Source organism: Streptomyces sp. ITFR-21 (genome assembly GCF_031844685.1).
Classification (GTDB): Bacteria; Actinomycetota; Actinomycetes; order Streptomycetales; family Streptomycetaceae; genus Actinacidiphila.
This window is the reverse complement of sequence record NZ_CP134605.1, coordinates 3693096-3714975: the sequence shown is the minus strand read 5'-3', so window position 1 is coordinate 3714975 and position 21880 is coordinate 3693096. Positions and strand designations below refer to the sequence as shown.

The 21880-nt window shown below is 72.3% G+C and carries 26 protein-coding genes; 25 read left to right on the top strand and 1 reads right to left on the bottom strand.

The features are described 5' to 3' along the window. Positions 1-4: 4 nt before the first annotated feature. From RLT57_RS16240 to RLT57_RS16130, 23 genes are all read left to right on the top strand, one after another. A complete protein-coding gene (locus RLT57_RS16240; protein ID WP_311298120.1) occupies positions 5-1468 on the top strand; it encodes a phage portal protein in 1464 nt (487 codons plus the stop codon). Continuing rightward, positions 1468-2490 (top strand): hypothetical protein, encoded by a 1023-nt coding sequence (locus tag RLT57_RS16235; RefSeq protein WP_311298119.1) that lies wholly within the window; start codon positions 1468-1470, stop codon positions 2488-2490. Before RLT57_RS16240 ends, RLT57_RS16235 begins: the two co-directional genes overlap by 1 nt. Before the next feature lie 4 nt (positions 2491-2494). Next, the gene (locus tag RLT57_RS16230) at positions 2495-3259 is read left to right on the top strand and encodes a hypothetical protein (RefSeq protein WP_311298118.1); all 765 of its coding nucleotides are present in this window, start codon (positions 2495-2497) and stop codon (positions 3257-3259) included. Between the two features lie 21 nt (positions 3260-3280). After that, positions 3281-4285 (top strand): major capsid protein, encoded by a 1005-nt coding sequence (locus tag RLT57_RS16225; protein WP_311298117.1) that lies wholly within the window; start codon positions 3281-3283, stop codon positions 4283-4285. Between the two features lie 13 nt (positions 4286-4298). Next, positions 4299-4826, top strand: a complete 528-nt coding sequence (locus RLT57_RS16220) for a hypothetical protein (protein ID WP_311298116.1) — start codon at positions 4299-4301, stop codon at positions 4824-4826. A gap of 1 nt (position 4827) precedes the next feature. After that, entirely contained in the window at positions 4828-5376 is a 549-nt protein-coding gene (locus tag RLT57_RS16215) for a hypothetical protein (RefSeq protein ID WP_311298115.1), read from the top strand. Then, positions 5373-5789: a DUF6093 family protein gene (locus RLT57_RS16210; protein ID WP_311298114.1), complete on the top strand. Its 417-nt coding sequence runs from the start codon at positions 5373-5375 to the stop codon at positions 5787-5789. The genes RLT57_RS16215 and RLT57_RS16210 overlap by 4 nt, the downstream gene beginning before the upstream one ends. After that, the gene (locus tag RLT57_RS16205) at positions 5786-6184 is read left to right on the top strand and encodes a hypothetical protein (RefSeq protein ID WP_311298113.1); all 399 of its coding nucleotides are present in this window, start codon (positions 5786-5788) and stop codon (positions 6182-6184) included. Before RLT57_RS16210 ends, RLT57_RS16205 begins: the two co-directional genes overlap by 4 nt. Then, on the top strand, positions 6181-6579 hold the full coding sequence (locus RLT57_RS16200; RefSeq protein ID WP_311298112.1) for a hypothetical protein: 399 nt from the start codon (positions 6181-6183) through the stop codon (positions 6577-6579). Before RLT57_RS16205 ends, RLT57_RS16200 begins: the two co-directional genes overlap by 4 nt. Positions 6580-6592: 13 nt before the next feature. After that, positions 6593-6922: a hypothetical protein gene (locus RLT57_RS16195; protein WP_311298111.1), complete on the top strand. Its 330-nt coding sequence runs from the start codon at positions 6593-6595 to the stop codon at positions 6920-6922. 70 nt (positions 6923-6992) lie between these two features. Continuing rightward, positions 6993-7475: a hypothetical protein gene (locus RLT57_RS16190; protein WP_311298110.1), complete on the top strand. Its 483-nt coding sequence runs from the start codon at positions 6993-6995 to the stop codon at positions 7473-7475. Further along, a complete protein-coding gene (locus tag RLT57_RS16185; RefSeq protein WP_311298109.1) occupies positions 7475-7996 on the top strand; it encodes a hypothetical protein in 522 nt (173 codons plus the stop codon). Before RLT57_RS16190 ends, RLT57_RS16185 begins: the two co-directional genes overlap by 1 nt. 20 nt (positions 7997-8016) lie before the next feature. Then, positions 8017-8307, top strand: coding sequence for a hypothetical protein (locus RLT57_RS16180; RefSeq protein ID WP_311298108.1), 291 nt, complete (start codon positions 8017-8019; stop codon positions 8305-8307). A gap of 2 nt (positions 8308-8309) precedes the next feature. Next, the gene (locus RLT57_RS16175; protein WP_311298107.1) at positions 8310-12341 is read left to right on the top strand and encodes a phage tail tape measure protein; all 4032 of its coding nucleotides are present in this window, start codon (positions 8310-8312) and stop codon (positions 12339-12341) included. Between the two features lie 30 nt (positions 12342-12371). Then, the gene (locus RLT57_RS16170) at positions 12372-13235 is read left to right on the top strand and encodes a phage tail domain-containing protein (protein WP_311298106.1); all 864 of its coding nucleotides are present in this window, start codon (positions 12372-12374) and stop codon (positions 13233-13235) included. A gap of 9 nt (positions 13236-13244) precedes the next feature. Then, the gene (locus RLT57_RS16165; RefSeq protein WP_311298105.1) at positions 13245-14294 is read left to right on the top strand and encodes a hypothetical protein; all 1050 of its coding nucleotides are present in this window, start codon (positions 13245-13247) and stop codon (positions 14292-14294) included. Continuing rightward, positions 14295-15380 (top strand): hypothetical protein, encoded by a 1086-nt coding sequence (locus RLT57_RS16160; protein WP_311298104.1) that lies wholly within the window; start codon positions 14295-14297, stop codon positions 15378-15380. A gap of 1 nt (position 15381) precedes the next feature. Then, on the top strand, positions 15382-15819 hold the full coding sequence (locus RLT57_RS16155; RefSeq protein ID WP_311298103.1) for a hypothetical protein: 438 nt from the start codon (positions 15382-15384) through the stop codon (positions 15817-15819). Between the two features lie 18 nt (positions 15820-15837). Then, the gene (locus RLT57_RS16150; RefSeq protein ID WP_311298102.1) at positions 15838-17028 is read left to right on the top strand and encodes a sialidase family protein; all 1191 of its coding nucleotides are present in this window, start codon (positions 15838-15840) and stop codon (positions 17026-17028) included. Positions 17029-17100: 72 nt separating this feature from the next. After that, positions 17101-18066 (top strand): glycoside hydrolase family 25 protein, encoded by a 966-nt coding sequence (locus tag RLT57_RS16145; protein WP_311298101.1) that lies wholly within the window; start codon positions 17101-17103, stop codon positions 18064-18066. Positions 18067-18085: 19 nt separating this feature from the next. Then, positions 18086-18391: a hypothetical protein gene (locus RLT57_RS16140; RefSeq protein ID WP_311298100.1), complete on the top strand. Its 306-nt coding sequence runs from the start codon at positions 18086-18088 to the stop codon at positions 18389-18391. After that, positions 18391-18831 carry a hypothetical protein gene (locus tag RLT57_RS16135; RefSeq protein ID WP_311298099.1) on the top strand — a complete coding sequence of 147 codons (441 nt, stop codon included), beginning with the start codon at positions 18391-18393 and terminating at the stop codon, positions 18829-18831. The genes RLT57_RS16140 and RLT57_RS16135 overlap by 1 nt, the downstream gene beginning before the upstream one ends. Next, entirely contained in the window at positions 18824-19081 is a 258-nt protein-coding gene (locus RLT57_RS16130) for a hypothetical protein (RefSeq protein ID WP_311298098.1), read from the top strand. The genes RLT57_RS16135 and RLT57_RS16130 overlap by 8 nt, the downstream gene beginning before the upstream one ends. A 146-nt stretch (positions 19082-19227) precedes the next feature. Here the strand turns inward: RLT57_RS16130 and RLT57_RS16125 are convergent, their stop codons facing one another. Then, entirely contained in the window at positions 19228-19983 is a 756-nt protein-coding gene (locus tag RLT57_RS16125) for a GntR family transcriptional regulator (protein WP_311298097.1), read from the bottom strand. Between the two features lie 144 nt (positions 19984-20127). Between RLT57_RS16125 and RLT57_RS16120 the strand changes: the two genes are divergently transcribed. Together RLT57_RS16120 and RLT57_RS16115 are read left to right on the top strand one after the other, a co-directional pair. After that, positions 20128-20469, top strand: a complete 342-nt coding sequence (locus RLT57_RS16120) for a hypothetical protein (protein WP_311298096.1) — start codon at positions 20128-20130, stop codon at positions 20467-20469. A 191-nt stretch (positions 20470-20660) separates the two neighbouring features. Beyond that, complete coding sequence (locus tag RLT57_RS16115) at positions 20661-21050, top strand: hypothetical protein (protein WP_311298095.1); 390 nt, start codon at positions 20661-20663, stop codon at positions 21048-21050. Positions 21051-21880: the final 830 nt, after the last annotated feature.

The following is a 21880-nucleotide window of genomic DNA, read 5'->3' as shown; positions in this document are numbered from 1 at the left end:
ACCGGTGCCGGTGCCCGCGCAGGAGGCCCTCCGTATCACCCGTGTGCTCGAACAGAAGCTGGACGAACGGCAGAAGAACATTGCCGTGTGGGACGACTACTACGGCGGCAAGCACAACCTCGGGTTCGCCTCGCCCCGCTTCAAGGCCGCCTTCGGGGGGCTGTTCGGGACCTTCGCCGACAACTGGTGCGAGGTGGTCTGCGACGCCCCCGCGGAGCGGCTGACCCCCGTGGGCTTTCGGTTCGGCACCGGCGACGACAAGGAGCCGGCTGAGGCCGACAAGGACGCCCAGCGGATCTGGCAGGCCAGCTCGATGGACGCCTGGGCGAAGGTCGCCCACACCGAGGCCATGGTGAAGAGCCGGGCCTTCGTGCTGGTGTGGGTGGAAGATCCGGACGCCGAGCAGTCGGAGCCGGAGATCACGGTCGAGGACGCGACGCAGTGCATCGTGGCCTACGAGCCGGGGTCGCGCCGCCGGCGCAAGGCCGCGCTCAAGCGCTGGGACGGCGAGGACGGCTTCACCTACGCGACGCTCTACCTGCCGGACGAAATCTGGAAGTGGCGCCGCTTCTCACTCAGCTCCAGCCTGGCCCTTCCGGCATCGCTGACGGCCGGCTGGCAGCCCCGCGGGGACGCTCCGAACCAGCAGCGCATCCCCAATCCGCTCGGCCGCGTGTCCATGGTGGAGCTGCGCAACCGCCCCCGGCTGGTGAGCGATCCGACGCCCGAGCACAAGGGCGTCATGCCGCTGCAGAACGCGGTGAACAAGCTGGTCGCGGACCTGATGGTGGCCGCCGAGGCGGGCGCGTTCCCGGCCCGCTGGGGTACGGGTATCGACCTGCCGAAGGATCCGATCACCGGGCAAGAGATTGATGATCCGGAGCTGTGGCGCCTGGCCGTCAACAAGATGCTGCGCGCGTCCAACCCGGCCGCGAAGTTCGGGAACTTCGCCGCGGCCGACCTGTCCAACTTCGTGGCCGGCATCGAGCTGCTGACCGGCCACATCGCGGCGATGTCCCGGACGCCCGCGACGTACTTCATGGGCAAGGTCCAGAACATCGCCGCGGACACGATGACCGCGGCCGAGACCGGCCTGGTCGCCAAGTGCGGGGACAAGACCACCTTCCTCGGCGAGGACTGGGAAGAGGTCATGCGGCTGGCGTTCCTGGTCAAGGGCGACACCAAGCGCGGTAACAACCCGCTCGCGGAGACGATCTGGGCGAACGTCGCCTACCGCTCCGAAGCCCAGCTCATGGACGCCCTGGCGAAGAAGAAGACGCTGGGTGTGCCGTGGCGGCAGCTCATGGAGGACGCCGGCTACACCCCCACGCAGATCGACCGCATGGAAGTGATGCTGGAGCAGGACTCCGCGCGGGCCGCCAGGGCGCTGGCGTTCGGCGTCCCCGAGGGGGACACCACTGGCGACGTGCCGCCGGCGGATGCGGCGCCGGTGCCCGAGGCCGCGTGATGGCCGGGCCGACGCGGGCCGCCGAGCGGCGGCGGGCGCAGCAGCAGCTTCTGGCGCTGCGCACGATGCGGGCCGCCGACCGGCTGTGGCGGGAGGTCAGCCCGACGCGGATCACCGCGTCGTGGCGGACCATCGCCAACCACATGGCCGCGCTGCTCATCGCGGCGCAGCAGGCCGCCGCCGCGGGCGCGCAGAGCTACGTGGACGACGTGGTGACCGAGCTGGGTGGCGAGTCCGATCCGGCCGGGGACCTGAATCCTGCGGCGTTCGCCGGCCGGGCGGCCGACGGGCGTTCGCTGGCGTCGCTGCTCGACCAGCCCAGGATCACGACGCTGACCAACTTGGCAGCCGGTGCGGGGCCACGGCAGGCGCTCGACGCGGGCCGGGTGCAACTTCTGCGGATCGTCGGGTCGGAGACCGCGGACGCCGGCCGGTCGGCGGCCGGGGCGGGCATCACCAGCAACCGGACGTGCACCGGCTACGTGCGGGTCATCGCCCCGGGCGCGTGCAACAGGTGCGTGATCCTGGCCGGGATGACGTTCCACACGGAGGTCGCCTTCCGGCGTCATCCGCACTGCCACTGCACGAACGAGCCGACGATCGCGGGGCGTTCGCGGCCGCACACCGACCCGGATGCCTACTTCCACAGCCTGACCCGGGCGCAGCAGGAGGCGACGTTCGGCCGGGCCGGGGCCCGCGCGATCCGCGACGGCGCCGACATCAACGCGGTGGTGAACATCCGCCGCCGCGGCGCGCTGTACACGACCACGGACGCCTACGGCCGCCGGGTGCAGGCCACCCGCGAGGGCACCACCCGCCGGGGCGCCTACTACCGGGCCGAGCGCGCCCGGATCTCGCAGCAGACCGGCATCCGGTACGCCCGTGACCGCATCGAGGCCCAGCAGGGCCTGCCCGCGTTCCGGCTGGCCGGGGCCCGGCTGACGCCGGAGGCGATCTACCAGACCGCGGCGACCCGCGAGGACGCTATCGCGCTGCTGCGGCAGTACGGCTACCTCATCTGACCCGGTGCGGCGCGACGCCGCCCACGACACCCAGGAGAGCGCGATGCTCGACACCACCCTGCCCCGCCGTGTCCTGTTCGGTGCCGACGGCGCCGGCTGGTCCCACCCCTACGGTCGGGCCGCCTTCGGCGTGTTCTACGCGGACGGCGGGGACGGGGCCGACGGCGGTACGGACGACGGCGCAGACGACGCCGGCGACGACGGCGGCACGGACGACGACCAGGACGACGACCGCGACGGCGACGACCAGGACGACGACCAGCTCGGGGAGAAGGGCCGCAAGGCGCTGCGGGCGCTGCGCAAGGAGAACCGCAGCCTGAAGGCGGAGAACCGCACGCTGAAGTCCGGGACGGGCAAGCCGGCCGCCAAGCAGGACGGCAGGCAGGGCACCGGCGAGGGGGACGACGACCCGGCGGAGATCCGGCGCCTGGCCCGCGAGGAGGCCCAGGCTGAGGTCTGGGCCGACCGGGTGGATGCCGCGGCGATCGCGGTTGCGGCCGGGCGCCTGGCCAATCCGCAGCTCGCCTCGCGGCTGCTGGACCTGTCCGACATCCCGAAGAACGACAAGGGCCGGCCCGACCGTGAGGCGATCACCGAGCTGATCGACGAACTGCTCGAAAACGAGCCGTACCTGGCTGCGAAGTCCGCGACGGACACCGGCCGGCGATTCCAGGGCGGCGCCGACAGCGGCGCCCGCAAGCCCGCCAAGAAGGCCGCCGGGAGTCTCGGCGAGGCCATCGAAGCCAAGCTCGCCGGCAAGTCCGGCTGACCGACCGACCAGGAGTAGACCATGCCCGTGACGCTCGCTCAGGCGAAGCTCAACGCGACCGACGACATCGACACGTTCGTCATCGACGAGTTCCAGAAGTCCAGCTTCCTGCTGGACAACATGACGTTCGATGACGTCGTGAACCAGGCCGGGTCCGGTGCGACCCTGACCTACGGCTACACCCGCCTGATCACCCAGGCCGACGCGGCGTTTCGCGCGATCAACTCCGAGTACACCCCGGCCGAGGTCACCAAGGCCCGCTACACCGTCGACCTCAAGCCGCTCGGCGGCAGCTTCCAGATCGACCGTGTCCTGGACGGGATCGCGGCCGCCGCGGAGACCACGCTGCAGATGCAGCAGAAGATCAAGGCGACCCGCGCGAAGTTCGCCGACGCGGTGATCAACGGCGACACCGCCGTGGACGCCGCCGGCTTCGACGGCCTGTCCAAGATCCTCACCGGCAGCTCGACGGAGTACCTGCCGCTCAACAACGGCGTGAGCACCGGATACCTCGACTGGACCGCGGTCGCCGACAAGGCAGGTGCGCTGGTCCAGCTCCGGCACGTGGACGCCTGGCTGTCCGCGATGGACGAGACCCCGGGCGCGATCATGGGCCCGAAGAAGACCCTGGCCGCGTTCAAGACCCTCGCCATCTGGGCCGACCAGTACGACAAGACCCAGGACGCCTTCGGCCGCCCCGTCGAGCGCTACAACGGCATCCCGCTGGTCGACCTCGGCGCGAAGGCCGGCGCGAACACCGACGTCATCGGCCTGGTCAGCCGCGACACCGACGCCGGCGGCGCGGGCGGCACCATCACCAACCTCGGGGACCTGTTCGCGGTCCGCTTCGGCCTGGACGGCTTCCACGGCGTGTCCATGGCCGGGCGCCCGCTGGTCAAGAACTGGCTGCCCGATTTCACCACCTCGGGCGCCGTCAAGACCGGCGAGGTCGAGCTGGGCCCGGCCGCGGTCGTCCTGAAGGCGACCAAGGCCGCCGCCGTCCTGCGCAACATCAAGTCCGCCTGAGAGGAACGCCGACATGGCACGCATCGAGACCCCTGTCGCCGGCTACACCGGCGACGGCCCCGGCGGGATCCACTTCGTGGACGGCGTCGCCGAGACCGACGACCCGGCGGTGATCAGCTACTGCCACGGCGCCGGCTACCTGGTCGACGGCGAGCGGTCCAACCCGCTCGCGGCCGGCCCGGCCCTGGCCGTTGCCGACCCGCGCGAGGTGACCACCACCGTGGTCGGCTCGCCCACCCGGGACGCAGCCGTCGACCCCCGGCCGCAGGACTTCCGGCCGCCGGTCAACGCCGGGCAGGCGAACCCGCACGGACCGGAGGTGTACGCCCCGGGCCTGCCCGGCGGCGGCCTTCAGCCCACCGCCCCGCCCGCCGAGCCGGATGCCGGGCCGGACACCGACAGCGGGACGCCCCGGCCGGCGCAGGCCGCGCCCGTCGCCGACTGGCGCGCCTACGCCTCCACCCGCGCCCAGGACAGCGACGAGACCGCGGCCATCGAGAAGATGACCAAGGCCGAGCTGATCACCAAGTACGGGAACTGACATGGCGCTGCCGCCGTTCGCGACGGCCGACGACCTCAACGGCCGGGTGTCCTGGGAACTGTCGGAGATGGAGCGCACCCAGGCGACCCGGCTGCTGGCCGACGCGTCCCACCTGATCCGGGCGGCAGCCGGCTACCAGCAGATCACCCGCGTGGACCACGACGCGGTCATCCTGCGGGGCTCGTGCACAGCGCGGCTGGTGCTGCCGCAGCGACCCGTGAGGGACGTGAGCCAGGTCGCCGGCCTGACCGCCGCGCAGTGGGCCTGGGACGGCGGCCAGGCCCTGGCCCGCCTCGACGGGTGGGTGTGGCAGGGGCCGGTGACGGTCACGTACTCGCACGGTCTGGACGAGGACGACATCGCGTACCAGGTCGCGGTGTCGGTGGCGTGCGACGCGGTCAAGCGCTGCCTGATCAACCCCGACATGATCCGGCAGCGCTCGATCGACGACTACGCCGAGACCCTCGCTGACGCCCGCGCCACGCTCCTGCAGGGCGAGACGGACACCATCCGCCAGGCGTTCGCCGGACCGCAGTGGGGTGTCTCGTGAGGGGCCTGGACGTGCTCCTGGCCCGGGGCCGGGCCGCGCACGAGGATCTGATGGTGGACACGGTGCGGGTGTACCGGCAGGGCGAGGGCGTCTTCGACCGGGCGACCGGCACCACCGTTCCCGGCCCGCAGACGCTGTTCTACGGCCCCGGCCGGGGCCGGGTGAAGCCCTCCTCGCTGTCCACGGCGATGGAGGAGGAGGCCGGGGAGCGGGAGGTCGTCTTCAACCGGTACGAGGTGGCGCTGCCGTGGGGATCTCCGATGCCGGAAGGGCAGCGGATCCTGCCCGGCGACCTGGTCGAGGTGGCCGCGTCGCCGGACGCCCGCCTGACGGGCCTGACGCTGTGGGTGACCGGCGTCCAGTTCTCCGCCACCGCCACCGCGTGGCGTATCGAAACGGAGGACCGTTCGTGAGCGCGAACCCTGTGGACGACGTCGAGCTGCGGCGGCTGGAGGCGCACCTGATCCGGCTCCTGCCGCAGGCCGAGCGGGACGCTATCGCGGCGGTGCGGCGCGGCGCGGTCAACATCAAGAACGACTGGAAGGCCAACGCCCGCGCGTCTGCGCCCAAGCACGCCCCGCAGTACCCCAACGCGATCGGTTTCGACGTGCACCGGGCCGGGCCGGTGACGATCGCCGACATCGGCCCGGACAAGGCCGGCCCGCAGGGCGCGTTGGGCAACCTGCTGGAGTACGGGTCGGCCCGCAACCCGCCGCACCGCGACGGCGGGCGCGCCCTGGACGCGGAAACGCCCCGCTTCGAGGCGCAGATGGCCCTGATCGTCGGCCGGGGCCTGGCGTGGCTGTGACCGCACCGCAGGTGCTGCCGCACGTGGACGCCGTCCAGGCCGCGCTGGCCGCGGGCGGGTTGACCGTGTATCTCGGCGGGGCCCCGCCGAGGCCGGCCGACCGGTACGCGGTGCTCTACCCCGAGCCCGGCCAGGCGGTCCGCGAGTCCCTGGCCGACGCCCGCACCCACTGGTCGGGGGTGGTCACCATCACCAGCGTGGCCACCACCGCGGAGCAGGCCCTGTGGGTCGCGGACAAGATCCGGGCCGCACTCGCGGGCCCGCTGGTGGTCCAGGGCCGGGTGGCGTGGCGGCCGGAAGAGCTCGGGGGGCCGCCGCTGGCCCGCGACGACGACGTGACCCCGCCCCTGTTCTACGCGCCGGTGCAGTACCGGCTGCAATCCATCCCGTCCTGAAGGAGAACCCCTCATGGCCACCCTGGCAGTGCAGACCATCAAGCTCGGCGGGACCGCGCCGACGTACTCGGCCGCCGCGGCGGGCACGAAGATCGCCTGCGACGAGCGGACGTTCCTGCACGTGAAGAACACCGCGGGCAGCTCGATGACCGTCACCCTCACCGCCACCGGTCAGATCCGCGGGCAGCTCGTCGCGGACCTGGTCGTGACCGTGCCCGCCACCACCGGCGACGTGATGATCGGCCCCATCCCGCGGGAGCTGTTCGCCGGCCCCGCCGACGGCCTGGCCACCGTCACCTACTCGTCCACCACGAACGTCACCGTCGCGGCCCTGCGCATCTGACCGCACCCCGCCCCCGCCCCGCCCCGTCTCCGCCCCTTCTGGGGCTTTTTTCATGCCCTGAGGAGGGCTCATGACCGACGTGATCAGCGACGGAAAGACCAGGGTCGCCATCGCCCTGTCCCTCGCCAACATCAACGCGCCGACCGTCGCCGAGTGCACGGCCGCCCAGGACATCACCCCCCGCCTGACCCCGGACGGCCTGAAGCTCGACCCGACCACCGCCGACGTCGACACCTCCAGCCTGGCATCGACGTTCGACACCAAGGAGGTCGGCCGGGTCGGCTACGACACCGAGTTGACGTTCAAGCGCGGCACCACCACCCAGGAGGACTGGCCCTACCAGAACCTGGTCTACGGCGTGCACTGCTACGTCATCGTGCGCCGGGCCGTGGACTACGCCACCGCGTGGGCCGCCGGCCAGCAGGTCGAGGTCTACCCGGTGGTCTGCGGTGAGCGCGCCAACGTGTCGCCGGCCGCCAACGAGGTGATGAAGTTCGTGTCGCCGATCAAGGTGTACGCGGCGCCGGCGACCAACGCGCTGGTGGCCGCCTGATGCCCGACATCGCCGACATCCTCGCCGCCGCCCGGCCCCGGGAGACCGTCACCCGGATCTGCACGGCCGGCGACGTCGCGGCCGAGGTCGACGCGCTCACCGCCGAGCTGGCCCGGGTCTCCGAGGACTGGGAGCCGGGCGACCTCACCGCCGTCCACCCGGGCCGGGAGGTCGCAGCCAAGCTCGCGGACGCCAGGGAGCGGATGCGGGCGGCCGAGGTCGAGTTCCGGTTCCGGTACATCGGCGACCGCGCGTACCAGGACCTGCTGGCCGCGCATCCGCCGGCCGACCACAAGGAGGCGTTCGACCCGGCCTCGTTCCCGCCGGCGCTGATCGCCGCGTCCTGCATCGACCCGGTGATGACCGAGGACCAGGCCAGGGAGCTGTTCGAGGTCGTCAACGAAGGCCAGATCAAGAAGCTGTTCGACGCGGCGTGGGACGCCCACAACGACGCGCCCGAGGCTGTCCCTTTCTCGTTGGCCGCCTCCGCACTCCTGGCGGGCCTTGGCGGCGAGAAGTAGAAGCCGCACGGGCGCACGGCGTGCCCCGCTCCGTGTTCATGGGGCGCGTCGTGCAGCCCGGCGAGCCGCTGTGGCTGCCCGACGACCGGGCGTGGGCCCTGGCGCTCGCCCAGGTCGAGGCCGACCGGTGCCCGGACTGCGGCACCGAGTGGGGCGACGCGACCGCCCCAGAGAACGAGTTCGAGTTCGACGCCGAGGTGATCCGCTGCCACGCCTGCAAGGCGTCGGCGACCCGGGTCAAGGCATTCCAGGACGGCGGCGGGAACCCCGCCGGCCTGCACGTCCACATCAAGCGCCGCAAGGGGGTCTGACGGTGGCTGACCGCACTGTGACCGTCCGTCTGCGGGCGGACATCTCCGGCTACACCCGCGGTATCCGCTCGGCCGCATCATCCACGAACGCCCTGGCCGGCGCGGGCGCCGCCGCATCCGCGGCCCTGGTCACCGGCTTCGCCCTGGCCGTCAGCGCCGCGGCGAAGGTCGACAAATCCTTGTCCAACGTCCGCGCGGTGAGCGGCGCGTCCCGCAAGGAGATGGAACAGCTCCGCAGCGCGGCACTGGACGCGGGCAAGAGCACCGCCTACAGCGCGTCGGAGGCCGCCGACGCCGAGGCGGAACTGGCTCGGGCCGGGGTGTCGGTGGCGAACATCACCGGCGGCGCCCTCAAGGGCTCCTTGGCGCTGGCCGCGTCCGGTCAGCTCGACCTGGCCGAGGCCGCGACCATCAGCGCGCAGGCCATGAACACCTTCAACCTGCAGGGCAAGGACGTCGGCCACATCGCCGACGTCCTGTCCGCCGGCGCCAACAAGAGCGCGGCGGACGTCCACGGCCTGGGCGAGTCCCTGCGGATGGGCGGCCTGTTGGCGGAGCAGACGGGCTTGTCCCTGGAGGACACCGTCGGCGTGCTGTCCGCGTTCGCCGACCACGCCCTGATCGGCAGTGACGCCGGCACGTCGCTGAAGACGATGCTGCAGCACCTCACCCCGCAGTCCCAGGAAGCCCGGGACATGATGGACAAGTTGGGCTTCAGCGCCTACGACAGCAGCGGCAAGTTCGTCGGCCTGTCCGAGCTGGCGGCCAGGCTGCAGAAGAGCTTCGGGAACCTCACGCCGGAGGCCCGCAACGCTGCGATGGGCGTTATCTTCGGCTCGGACGCGGTGCGCGCTGCGACCGTGGTCTACGGGCTGGGCGCCCAAGGCGTCAACAAGTACGTGGCCGAGGTCAACGACTCGGGTGCCGCCGCGCGGATGGCCGCGATCCAGACCGACAACCTCTCCGGTGACATGGAGCGGCTGCGCGGAGCCATCGAGGTGGCGCTCATCCAGGGCGGCTCCGCGGCGACCGGCGCGCTGCGCGACATGGTCAAGTGGACCACCGCGCTGGTCAACGCCTACGCCGACCTGCCCCCGGGCCTGCAGAAAGGGGTAACGCTCTTCGCGGGCATCGGCGGCGGTGCCGGCCTCGCCGCGGCCGGCCTGCTCCTGCTGCTGCCCCGCATCGCCGCCACCCGCACCGCCTTGTCCAGCCTGGGCGTCACCGCGGCCGGCACCCGGTCCGCCCTCCTGACGGTGGGCAAGGTCTCTGCCGTCATCGGCGTGCTGGTGGCGCTCGGCGCCGCAACCCGACAGCTCCAGTCGATCATGGACGGCTCCGGGCCCAGCGCCAACGAACTGACGGCCTCCGTGGTCGACCTCGGACAGAAGGGCAAGGTCTCCGGGGCGCTGGCCAAGAAGTACGGCGAAGACCTCGGCGGCCTGACCGACGCCATCTCCACGCTGTCGTCGTCCGGCGCGAACAACAAGGCCATCCAGTTCTTCGACAAGCTCAGCACCGGATTCGGCCAGTTCGGGACGAGCGAACTCGACAAGGCGAAGGACAACATCAAGGGCTTCGACGAGTCGCTCGCCGCCCTCGTCGCCTCCGGCAACGCCAAGATCGCCGCTGCCGCGTTCAAGCAACTGACCGACGCTGAGGCCGCACACGGCAAGAGCGTCGCGGACGTCAAGAAGCTGATGCCCCAGTACGTGGACGCACTGGCCGGACTGGAAACGCAGGGCAAGCTCACAACGGCCGGCCAGAAAGCGCTGGGCGACCAGACCACGGTCACCGCCGACGACCTGCAGGACACCCGCACCGAGGCGGAGAAGCTCACCGACGCCCTGGACGCCCTCAACGGCATCAACATCGACGTGGCCAGCAGCTCGATCGACTTCCAGAGCAGTCTGGCCGACCTCAAGGCGTCCGTGAAGGACAACGGGCACAGCCTGGACCAGCACACGGACAAGGGCCGCAAGAACGCCCAGGCTTTCCTGGACGCCGCCCAGGCGGCCGAGAAGAACGCGCAGGCCATCGCCCAGCAGACCGGCTCCCAAGAGGCCGGGACGAGGGCGCTGGCCGCGAACGTGGCCCAGCTCCGGAAGAAGATGATCGCGGACGGTTACTCCCGCGACGTCGTCAACAAGCTCATTGCGGCCTACGCCAAGGTGCCGACCGGCGTCACCACCACGGTTGCCGCGAAGACGGACCCGGCGGTGACTGGCCTGGAGGCGGTGAAGAAGCAGCTGGCCGGCATCCCTGCCGGCCACACCGTAACGGTCAAGGCGCCGACCGCCGAGGCGATCAAGGCCCTGAGGGATCTGGGCTTCAAGGTTGCCGCTCTGCCTGGCAAGAAGATCTCGGTCACGGTGCCCACCGACGGGCCGAAGGCCGCGGTCGCCCGCATCCAGGCGTACCTGGCCACCTTGCAGGACAAGACGATCGTCCTGACCACCGAGAACCGCACCATCAACAGCGGCAAGGGTGGCAGGGGGCCGAACGCGGCGAGTGCCGACGGCAACATCTTCCGGGCCTTCGCGTCCGGCGGGGTGGAGCGGCACGTTGCGCAGATCGCCCCGGCCGGGGCGATGCGGCTGTGGGCGGAGCCGGAGACCGGCGGGGAGAGCTACATCCCGCTGGCGCCGTCCAAGCGGGGGCGGTCGCGTGCCATCGCCGAGGAGACCGTGCGGCTGCTCGGCGGCAAGGGCATCGCCTGGTACGCCAACGGCGGAGTCTCCTACACCCCCACCGCGTCACCCACCCTGGGCGGCACGGGCAACCCCATGGACCGCTACAACGCCGCCAACGACAAGCTGAAGGCCGCGTGGGCGGCGCTGACCAAGACCCTCGCGGACGCGGCGAAGAAGACCACCCAGTTGCACGACGCCGAGGCGAACCTGCGCCGGGTCCGCGGCGGGCACCACACCGAGGCCCAGCTCGCGGCGGCGGAGAAGAAACTCTCCGACGCGCGGAAGGCGTCGGCGGCCGCCAACAAGGCGGTGTCCTCGGCGAAGGGCGACGTCTACGCGGCAGACGCCGCCCTCGGGGTCGCCCGCGGCTCCCGCAACCCCGCCTTCAACCTCGCCGCCTACCAGAAGCAGCTGTCGATCTCGGTCGCATCGACCAACGCCTGGCGCACCAACCTGGCCAAGATCGCCCGCCGTGGCGGCAGCGAGATCGAGAGCGTGCTGGAGGGCCTGGGGGAGGACGGCTACGCCTTGGTCAAGTCTCTCGCCAAGGCGTCGGACAGGCAGTTCGCAGACATCACCAAGAAGCTCTTGGCGACGGCCGGAATCGCCAAGGCGACGCTCGCGGATTTCAACAACCAGGTCAACGCGTCGACCAAGGTCAACGCGCAGTTCGCGGCAGACCTGCAGAAGCTCGCGGGCGAGGGGTACGGCGACCTCGCGCAGGCCCTGGCCGCGCAGGGCGACAGCGCGGCGCAGGCCCTCGCCCACCAGGCGGCCGGTTCCGCGAAGGGCGCGGCGGCGGCCAGCAGCGCGGTCGCCAAGAGCAACGCCGTGCTCACGGGTGACGACCTCGCCAATGCCCTGGTCCTCCTGGCCACCCTCCGGAGCCGGCCCGGCGCCGGCTTCGCGGCGCTGGCCGGCGCGGGCCTGGACGCGGCCACGGTGCGGGCGCTGGCGCCCCGGATCATGGGCCAGATCCGGGCGCTGCCGGCGGCGTACCGGACGGAACTGCTGACCGAGCTGGCCGGGCAGTCCGGTGCGACGGCGATGGCGCGTGGCGGGCTGCTGACCCGGCCGACGACCGTCCTGGCAGCAGAGGCCGGGAGTCCGGAGTGGTGGATCCCGCAGAACGGGTCCGCCCGGTCGGCCGGGCTGCTGTCGGCCGCGGCGGCGGCGCAGGGCTACCAGCTGGTGCCCGCCGGCCGGTGGGCCGGGCCCGCGACCGCCCCGGCCGGGCCGACGCACGTCGACCGGTCGCAGCACGTGCACCTCAGCGGCGCCCAGCAGAGCTTGGGTGAGCAGCGCGCGGACCTGCTGCGGCACATGACCGTCCTGGCCTGACAGCCCGAACCGGAAGAAGGTGGTGGCCGGATGATGCCCGGGATGGGGCTCGGCGGCCGGCGGGTCGACCTCGGACCGCTGCAGCTCGGCCAGGTCGACGGCCAGGGAGTGGCCTGGCGGATCGGGGCGGACGGGCTCCAGGGCTGGGACAGCGCCGAGGTGCGGTCGAGCGTGACACAGCGGGAGGCGGCGCACGGTGCGTGGATGGGACCGACCTATCTCGGGGAGCGGGTCATCACCCTGGGCGGCACCATCGCCGCGCCGTCGCCCCAGCTGCTGGACGGGGCGGTCGAGCAGCTGCTCGCCGCCGTGCCCATGGAGTCCGGGTACGCGACGCTGACCGTCTACGAGACGGTGCCCAAGCAGGCGATGGTGCGGCAGTCCGGGAAACCGGTGATCAAGTACGAGACGGACACGGTCGTCACCTGGAGTCTGCTGGTGACGGCGCCGGACCCGCGCCGGTACGGCACCGACCTGCGGACAGCCAGCACTGGGCTGCCGTCCACCACCGGCGGCCTGGTCCTGCCGGCCGCGACCCCGTGGACGCTGAGCGCCACCACGGTCACGGGCTTCATCTCGGCAACGAATGAGGGCAGCATCGCGAGCCTGCCGGCGCTGTCGATCGCCGGGCCGGTGCAGCAGCCCAGTGTCAGCGTGCGGTACCCGGACGGCACCGTAACGACCCTGGCGTACTCGCAGACGCTCGGCGCCGGTGACGTCCTGGTCCTGGACTGTGCGGCGCACACCGCGGTGCTCGGGGGCGCGTCCCGGCGCCGGTATCTGTCCGGCCCGTGGCCCTCGATCCCGGCGTCGTCGGTGCAGATCCTCTTCTCCGCTCCCGTCTACAGCTCTACCGCTCAGCTGACCGCCACCTGGCGGGCGGCCTGGAAATAGGAGGCGGACGTGCCCTTCACCGACGACCCGGTCTGGATCGACGGCCTGACATACTCGGGCGCCGAGATGCGCCGGGTCGAGGCCATGTCGCTCATGACCAACGGCAGTGCCGCGGGCAGCCTGGGAGGCGTGCGCCCGGGAGATCCGGGCCTGCTGGCCTCCCTGGCCGGCATGTCCATCAGCGTGGCCGCCGGAGTCGCCGCCATCGCTTACCCCGGACAGGGGGTGTACCGGACCTTCAGCCCGACCACCTGGACCGGCACCGTCTCCACCGCGCACGCCAGCCTGACCCGGATAGACCTGGTGTACCTGAGGGTGTGGGACGGCGCGGTGGACGCCTCCGGCCTGACCCAGGGCGATGTGGTGTACCTGGCGGGGACGCCGGGGTCCGGGACGGCGCCGACACCGTCCGGCACGCAGGTCTACATCACCCTGGCGGCCATCACGGTCCCGGCGGGGAGCACCACGCCGACGGTGCAGGATCTGCGCCCCTACGCGGTCGCGCCGGGCGGCATCGCCCCCGGCGGGGCCGTGTCCGGGTACTACGCCGGCCAGTACCGGGACAACCCGGCCACGGGCGCCCTGGAGCGGTACACCGGGACGGGCTGGGTGCCGTACAGCCAGTTCCTGACCGCCCGCAAGACCGCCGACCAGCAGGTCAGCGCCAGCACCGCTTTCCAGACGGACAGCCAGCTCACCGTGCCCCTGGCAGCCAACGCGGCCTACGCCGTCGACGCCTTCATCATCTACAGCACCCCGGACAACGCCGAGTTCAAGGCCCAGTGGGCGGCGCCGTCCGGTGCGACGATGCTGTGGTCGCCGTGGGCGCTGTCGGGCGGCACCTCCGACACCGGGGGGATCCGGGCGGCCGTCGGCTCCGGCGGCTGGACCGTGACATCCACCCTGCCCAGCACGACCAACGTGGCGGGCCGCCCGGTCGGCACCATCACCACGACCACCGCCGGCAGCCTCACCTACCAGTGGGGGCAGTCCGTCTCCGACGCCGCCGCGACGACCGTGCGCGCCGGGTCATGGCTGCGCGCGCACCGGATCGCCTGAGTGCCGGCCTACGAACTCGACTGGTACGCCGCAGACCTCATGACGGGCGTCGTCGTCGAAGAGCTGCTGTCGCTGGTGCCGTCGGGGCCGCTGGAGCGGCGTCTGGGCTCGTCGTCGAGCGTCACCGCGGACCTGGGCCTGGCCGGGGCGCCGGCCGACTGGGAGTACGCCACCACCCCCGGCCGGTCCATGCTGGTGGCCGTCGACCGCCTCACCCAGCAGCCGGTGTGGACCGGGATCGTCCTCACCCTGGACCGGGGCACCGCCATCACCGCATCGCTCGGCCTGGCGACCCCCGAGGCGTACCTGGACCGCCGGTACACCGGCGACTACACCGCCACCGCGGACCAGGCGGCCATCATGACCGGCGTCAGCCAGGCACTGCTGGTGGACGGACCGCCGGTCATCGTGGACGCACCCGCCGTGGGTGTCACCGGCGCCTACACGGTGGGCGACGGCGACGACCGCACCATCCTGTCCGTGCTGCAGGAGATCCAGCAGCAGGACGGATGGCCCGAGTGGACCATCGACACCCAATGGGCGGACGCCGGCCGGTCCGCCGTGCAGCTCGTTCTGCGGATCCGCCCCCGCATCGGCGTAGTCCGGCCCGACCCGGACGCGGTCTTCGACCTGCCCGGGTGCATCACCTCCTACAGCCAGGCCCAGTCCTACGAGGCGGGCAAGGGCGCCACGCAGGTGCTGGCCTGGGGAGCCGGGGAGGGCGCGGCCCGGCTGCACAGCGCGGTCTACACCGCCACCGACCTGATTGCGGCCGGCTGGCCCCGATGGGTCTACCGCTACACCCCCGCCGCCGGCGGCACCGACCCCGCCGCCCTCAACGCCTCCGCGGTGCAGGCCCTGTCCGACCTGCGCACCGGCGCCTCGGCCTGGACGGTCACCGCCGCCGCGTCCGCCGCGCCCCGCCTCGGCCGCGACTGGGCCCTGGGCGACTCCATCGGCCTGCACGTCGAGCCCGGGGCGAGCCTGGGCCACCCGTCCGGCGTCGACATCACCGCCCGCGCCTACGGCTGGCAGCTCGACCCGGGCGCCAACGCCGTCACGCCGATCCTGCTGGAGGACATCTGAGATGCCACTGCCCGCAGACCGGATGCCGGGCGGCCTGCGCGCGCTCGGCGAACGCATCGCCCGCCTGGAGCGGCAGCTCGCCGAGCTGCGCGCGGCCCGCCGCTCCGCCGTCACCGGCGCCTGGCAGGAACTCCCCACCGCGGGCGGCTGGGCCCCGGCGGGCGGGTCCTGGGCGGCACCCGCCGTCCGCATGGAAGCCAACGGCGTCGTGCGCCTCATCGGCTCCCTCATCCCCGGCACCCTCACCGCCGGCACCACCGTGGCCGTACTGCCCCCCGGCTACTGGCCGGCCGGCGACATCGAGCTGCGGGTCGGCGGCGGCGCCACCACGGCCGCGGCCGACCTGACCCTGACCTCCGCCGGACTGCTCACCATCCAGGCCACCACCGGCACCGTCACCCGGATCAGCCTGACCACCCTCACCTACCCGACCACCTGACGAGAGGCCCACCCACCCATGCGCCTTCGCGCACGCGCCACCCTGGCAGCAGCACTTCCCCTGCTCGCCGCCCTCACCACCATCCCGGCCGCCACCGCGGCGCCCGCCACCGCGACCGCCTGCACCAGCACGCTGTGGGCCTCCGGCACCGGCGGCTACGCCGCCTACCGCATCCCCGCCGTCGTCACCGCCCGCGGCACCCTGGTCGCCTTCGCCGAAGGCCGCAAGAACAGCGCCGCGGACGGCGGCGACGTGGAGATCCTGGAGCGCCGCAGCACCGACGGCGGCTGCACCTGGACACCGCAGCAGGTGGTCGCCGACGACTGGTACGACACCATCGACTGCCCCACCCCGATGGTCACCGACGACGGCACCATCGTCCTCGTCTTCGACCGCCAGGGCGGCAGCGTCACCCAGCCCGAGATCGAGGCCGGAACCGTCAGTGCGCAGGACGCCCGCCGGGTCTTCGTCCAGACCTCGGACGATGCCGGCGTCACCTGGTCCGCGCGGCGCGAGATCACCACCTCTGTCAAGGCGGCCGGGTGGCGGTGGATGAACACCGGCCCCGGCCACGGAGTGACCATCCAGTACGGCCGGGCGAAGGGGCGCCTGGTCGCCCCCGCCGACCACACCGCCCCCGGCCTGCGCGGCATCCAGACCCTGATCAGCGACGACGACGGGCAGACCTGGCGCACCGGCGACACCGACGACCACAGCGCGACCGACGACCCGGTCCGGCCGGGCGAGACCTCCATCGCCGAACTCCCCGACGCACGCCTGTACGTCCTGTCCCGCAACGTCGGCGGCCAGTCCCTGACCCCGCCGCTCGGCCGCGGCTACACCTACAGCCTCACCTCCGGCTCGTCATTCTCCGCACCGGTCCGGCCCGCACCCCAGGTCCCCGCACCCGAAGTCGAAGGCTCCCTGCTCCAGGACCCGGGATACCCCCAGGGGGTGACCTGCGCCCCGCTGCTGTACACCGCCCCCGAAGACCCCCTCGTCCGCCGGCACCTCACCCTGCGCCGCTCCGACGACGGCGGGATCACCTGGCGCACCATCTCCGACATCACCGGGCCCGACACCTTCGCCGCGTACTCCGACATGGCCAAGACCGACCGCGTCCACGTCGGGATCGCCTACGAGACCTGGGACGCCGTCGGCGCCCCCTCCCGCATCGACTGGCAGCGCATCACCCTCGGCTGCCCCTGACCCCGCACGCACCGCGTCCCGCCCGCCCCGCGCCACCCCGGCCCGGGGCTTTGCCATATCCCGGGAGGGCGTATGGACACCTGCACCGGCATCGACGTCTCCGCCTACCAGGCCCCGCAGAACTGGGCCGCCCTCGCCAGGGACGGCCTGGCCTTCGCGTTCGCCAAGGCGTCCGAGGGCCAGCACAGCCGCGACCCCCGGTTTGCCGTGCACATCACCGGCATCCTGGCCGCGGGCCTCATCCCTGGCGCGTACCACTACGGATGGCCCAACCAGAGCCCGACGGTCGAGGCCGCCAACTACGTGGAGGCGGTCCGGCCGTTCGCCCGGCCCGGGTTCCTTCACTGGCTGGACCTGGAACGCCGCACCGACGGCGCCAACTACCAGGGCGCCACCAACGCTCAGATCCGCGCGTATGCCACCGCTTGGATCGCCGCCGTGCGGCGGGCGTTTCCGGGGCAGCGCGTCGGGGTCTACACCTCGGCCGCGGACATCGCGGCCGGCCGGATGCCCGGCAACGCGGACGCACTGTGGTACCCGGCCTACCCGGCGGGCGCCATGACCTACGCGCAGGCCGCGGCCCGCCCCCGGCCGGCCCCGTCCGGGCACCAGCCGCTGGTCTGGCAGTTCACCAGCACCCCCGTGGACCGCAACCTCGCCTACCTCAGCCCGGCCGCCCTCCGCGCCTGGGCCACCAACACCACCCCCCAGGAGCACGACGTGACCTTCAGCCAGGCCGACGCCAAGACCCTGCTCGACACCCGCATCGACGACCCCACCAAACCCGGCGCCGACACCGTGACCGTCCGCGGCGCCCTCTGGGCCGGGTACGGACAGGCGGCCAAGGCCGCCGCGAACACCCAGAGCCTCCTCACCCAGGTGAGCGCCCTCACCGCCACCGTCGAAACCCTCGCCGGCCGCCTCATCGGCTCCGGCGTCGACACCGCCGCCGTCGTGGCCGCCGTCCAGGCCGCCATCGCCAGCAGCGTCGTGCACGTCGACGTGGACGTGACCGGCGCCCAGCCCACCACCAGCTGACCAGCAGAACGGAACTGTCATGACCGTGTACGACACCCTCGCGTCCCTGTGGCGCACCCTGGTCCCCGTGATCGTCGGCACCCTCGCCGCGTGGCTCGCCCACGCCGGGATCGGCGTCGACAGCGCGGCCCTGACCCTGTGGCTCGGCGCGGCGTTCAGCTCCGCGTACTACACCCTGTTCCGCCTCCTGGAGGCCCACGTCTCCCCGGCCTGGGGCTGGCTCCTCGGCCTCGCCCGCCCGCCGCACTACCCGGACGCCGACGGCGGTATCGCCATCGGCGGGACCCCGGCGGTCGCTCCGGTGCCGCCCACCACGGCGCTGTGATGCGGGCCGCGGTGCGCCTGGTCGGGGGGCTGCGCCCCGCGGCCCTCATGGTCCTCGGCACCGGCTGGATCCTCTACGGCCGGTCGATCATCACCGACCCCGGGTACGCCCGCTCCCGCGGCCTGGCCGGCATCACCCGGTACATCCCGCTGTCGAGCCTGGGCTGGGTCTGGGTCGCCGCCGGCGCGGTCGCGGTCCTGGCGGGCCTGGGCCGGCGGATGCGGTACCAGGCCCCGGGGTTCACCGCACTGTCCGGACCCGCGGTCCTGTGGGGCGTGACCTATGCCCGCTCGGCGTGGGCCGGCGGCCTGCCGTCGTCAAGTGGCTCGGCGGCGGCCTGGCTGGCCTTCAGCGTCTTCATCGTGCTGTGCGCGGGGATGTCGGAACCGCCCTGGGTCGTCGGAATCCTGTACGACAAGAAGGGGGGCGACCGTGATTGACCTGGGCGCGGTCGGTACCGCGGTGGCTACGGTCCTCGGCGGTGCCGCCGCGTGGCGGCAGTCCCGGCGGTCATCGTTCACGACGATCACCCGTCGGCTCGACCGCGAGCTGACGCACGAGCGGGAACAGCGGCAGCTCCTCACCCGGGCGTATGTGGACCTGCGTCGGTGGGCCGCGAAGATCGACCCCGGCCCAGCTGGTCCGCCGCCAGAGCCGCCCGACGACCTCGAACTGCTGCCCTGGCAATAACGACTGAGCCCCCGTCTGGACCTCAGGGTCCGGGCGGGGGCCTTTCGTCATGCCCGCTGTCGGACCCTGCGGGTACGGTGGCGGTATCCCATCCACGTGGCTGTGCGGTGGCCGGCCCCCGTCTCACCGAGGCGGGGGCCTTTTACTCAGTCCAGGTCGATGGCGAACTCGACCACGGTCGCGTCGCCTCTCCTGACGATGGGGTGGGCGACCTCGACCACGCGGCCGTCTGCGGCCAGATGCCGGCGGGTGAAGCGGAGCACGGGGACGGCGCCGCCGATCCGCAGGACGGTGGCCTCTTTCTCGGTGGGCATGCCGGTGGTGAACGTCTCAGTGATGCGGGTGACGCGGATACCGATGTGGGCGAGCTGCGCGCGGGTCCCGCCGGGCCAGGGCTCGTTGATCGGATCGGCCACCGGGGTGCCGGCCACGTCGGACCAGCGGACGTAGCTGGTGGACATCTGGGTGGGCTCGTCGCTGTCGTAGAAGACGAAGTGCCGTGCGAGCAGCGCCTCGCCGACCTCGCATTCGAAGAGCGCCGCCAGGTCGGCGCCGGCGCGGACTCTCTCGAAGCGCTTGTCGAGGCGGTACTCGGACCAGCCGATGCCCTGGTCGCGGGTGAAGGCGGTCTGCGGCGGGCCGGGCTGGGTGCGGTAGCGGTCGGCGGTGAGGCGGTGGACGGGCGGCCGGTCGCGGACGATGGTCCCGGCGCGGGTGCGGGTCTCGATCAGGCCCTCGGCGCGCAGTACCGCCAGGGCGTTGCGGATGGTGGTCTCGCTGACGCCGTAGGTGTCGCACAGCACCGGCAGGGTGGGCAATTTGTCGCCGGGCCGGTAGGTGGCGTCGGTGATGTGGGTGCGGATGTCCGCCGCGATGCGGAGGTACTCCGGCCGCTCTGCCACGTGCGCCCACCCTCGTGAGTGATCGTCCCGTTTCTGTACACACATATTGCTGGTTCGTCTTGACCGGCGCCAAGTCTCACGTGATTCTGAGTACAGAAAGAAGTTTTCCGTACTCAGAACGCTACGGGAATTGGGGACACACCCATGCCTGAAACGGGTCAGAGCTGGCAGCGCGCCTTCCCCCCTGAAGCGGCGCAGGCCGCCGAAGCACGGGCATGGGTGAGCACCCACACCGGCCACACCGACGCGCCGCAGATCACCGCCGAACTGTTCATCGCCGTACTGGCGGTGCACCCCTCCAAGGTGCAGATGACCGTGTCCACCGCGGGCATCCGCTTACGGATCACCGCATCGGGTGACCGGATGCTCTCGCTCCAGGCCCTCTACGGGCCCGGCCGGGTCATCATCACCGAGCTGTCCACCGCCCAGGGAACGGCCGTTGACGGCCGGGGCTTATGGGCCGAGCTCGGCAGCGAGCAGCCGTGACGTACAGCCCAACAGCGGCCATCGGCCCGTACTGCGCCGGCGCCCACCTCGTGAACTTTCCCGCGCAGCACGCCAGGTGCCGCGGCAACGGCCCCATGTGGCTGCCCGGCATCAGCGCGCCAGTCCTGCCCGAGACGGCGTGCAGCTGCACCTGCCACCGCACGCCCTCCGCGACCGAAGAGAGACCACCCATGCCCGACACCGACCAGCCGCAGGTGTGCGGCCGCCGCAGCTTCCTGCCCGCCGCACTCGTCCCCGCCGCCGTTGCCCTGGAGCCGCACCCCGGCCGCGCCTCGGCCGCCGACGTCGAGCGGGACCTGCGCTGCACGCTCCAGGCACACGGCGATGACGACCACCAGGCGTTCGTCCTGGACCTGGACGGCCCCGACACCGGCGCGGTCTGGGCCAGCTGGTGCGACGGCACCGTGCCGGCCCAAGTGCGGGTGCTGCCGCCCTGCCCCGCGGTCGGCGGCGGCGAGCCCTGCATGGAGTACGCCGGGCACCGGGGAGGTCACAGCTTCGAGCTGCACGACCCGCTGGCCGACCGGAGCCGCGCCATCGGCGGCGCCTACGGCACCTGAGTCAGTGCGGCGTGGCGCCGTCGGGACAGCCTTCCAGGCGGGCGCGGCAGTCCGTGCACCCGTCTACGTGGTCCAGGAGGGCATACAGGGCCACGCGCGGGTAGTCGCCGCACCCCGGCGCCCATCGGCCCGCACTGCCGCCACGGACGACGGTGCGGGCCTTCGCCGTTGTGAGGGTCAACGTGACCCCCGCAAAGCCGCACGCCGCGAAGGGTCCACCCCACGCGGGCGCGGGCTCGGGGGGTCAGCAGATTGTGCTGACCCCTGGCGGACCGTCCACCCCACGCGGGCGCGGGCTCGGGACCCGATCCCACTTACTTCCTTGAAGGAAGTAAGTCCACCCCACGCGGGCGCGGGCGGGATGCTGCATGGTGCTCTGCGCCATGCAGGCCCGGCAGTCGTGCTCATATCGACACGGGGATTTCGCGGCACCCCCAAAGGGTGTCGCGAATCTCGGCAGGTCGGCGAGGGGGCGGCCCGTGCGTGCGAGGCTGGTCAGCAGATTGTGCCGACCAGGTCCGAGACCAAGTTGTCCATCTGGGCAAAATGGTCCTGACCTGCATTTATGTCGATGCCGACAAGAACGATCCTCCGGGAGACGAGCCAGTGTCTCACTGGTCCATCCCTGTGACCTGCCGTTTTCCCGGAGCCGGGAAAACGGGACGAGGCGGACACCGCCCGGGTGTGACGATCGCTGTAATAAAACAACGCCGGATCTCACACCCGCTCCGACCAGCAGCTTCCCCGACCTGCGGCGATGCCCAGTCGTGGCTCCTGCCCCACGACTACCCGGCAACCGTGGGGCAGAGACCCACGGTTGCTGCGGACAG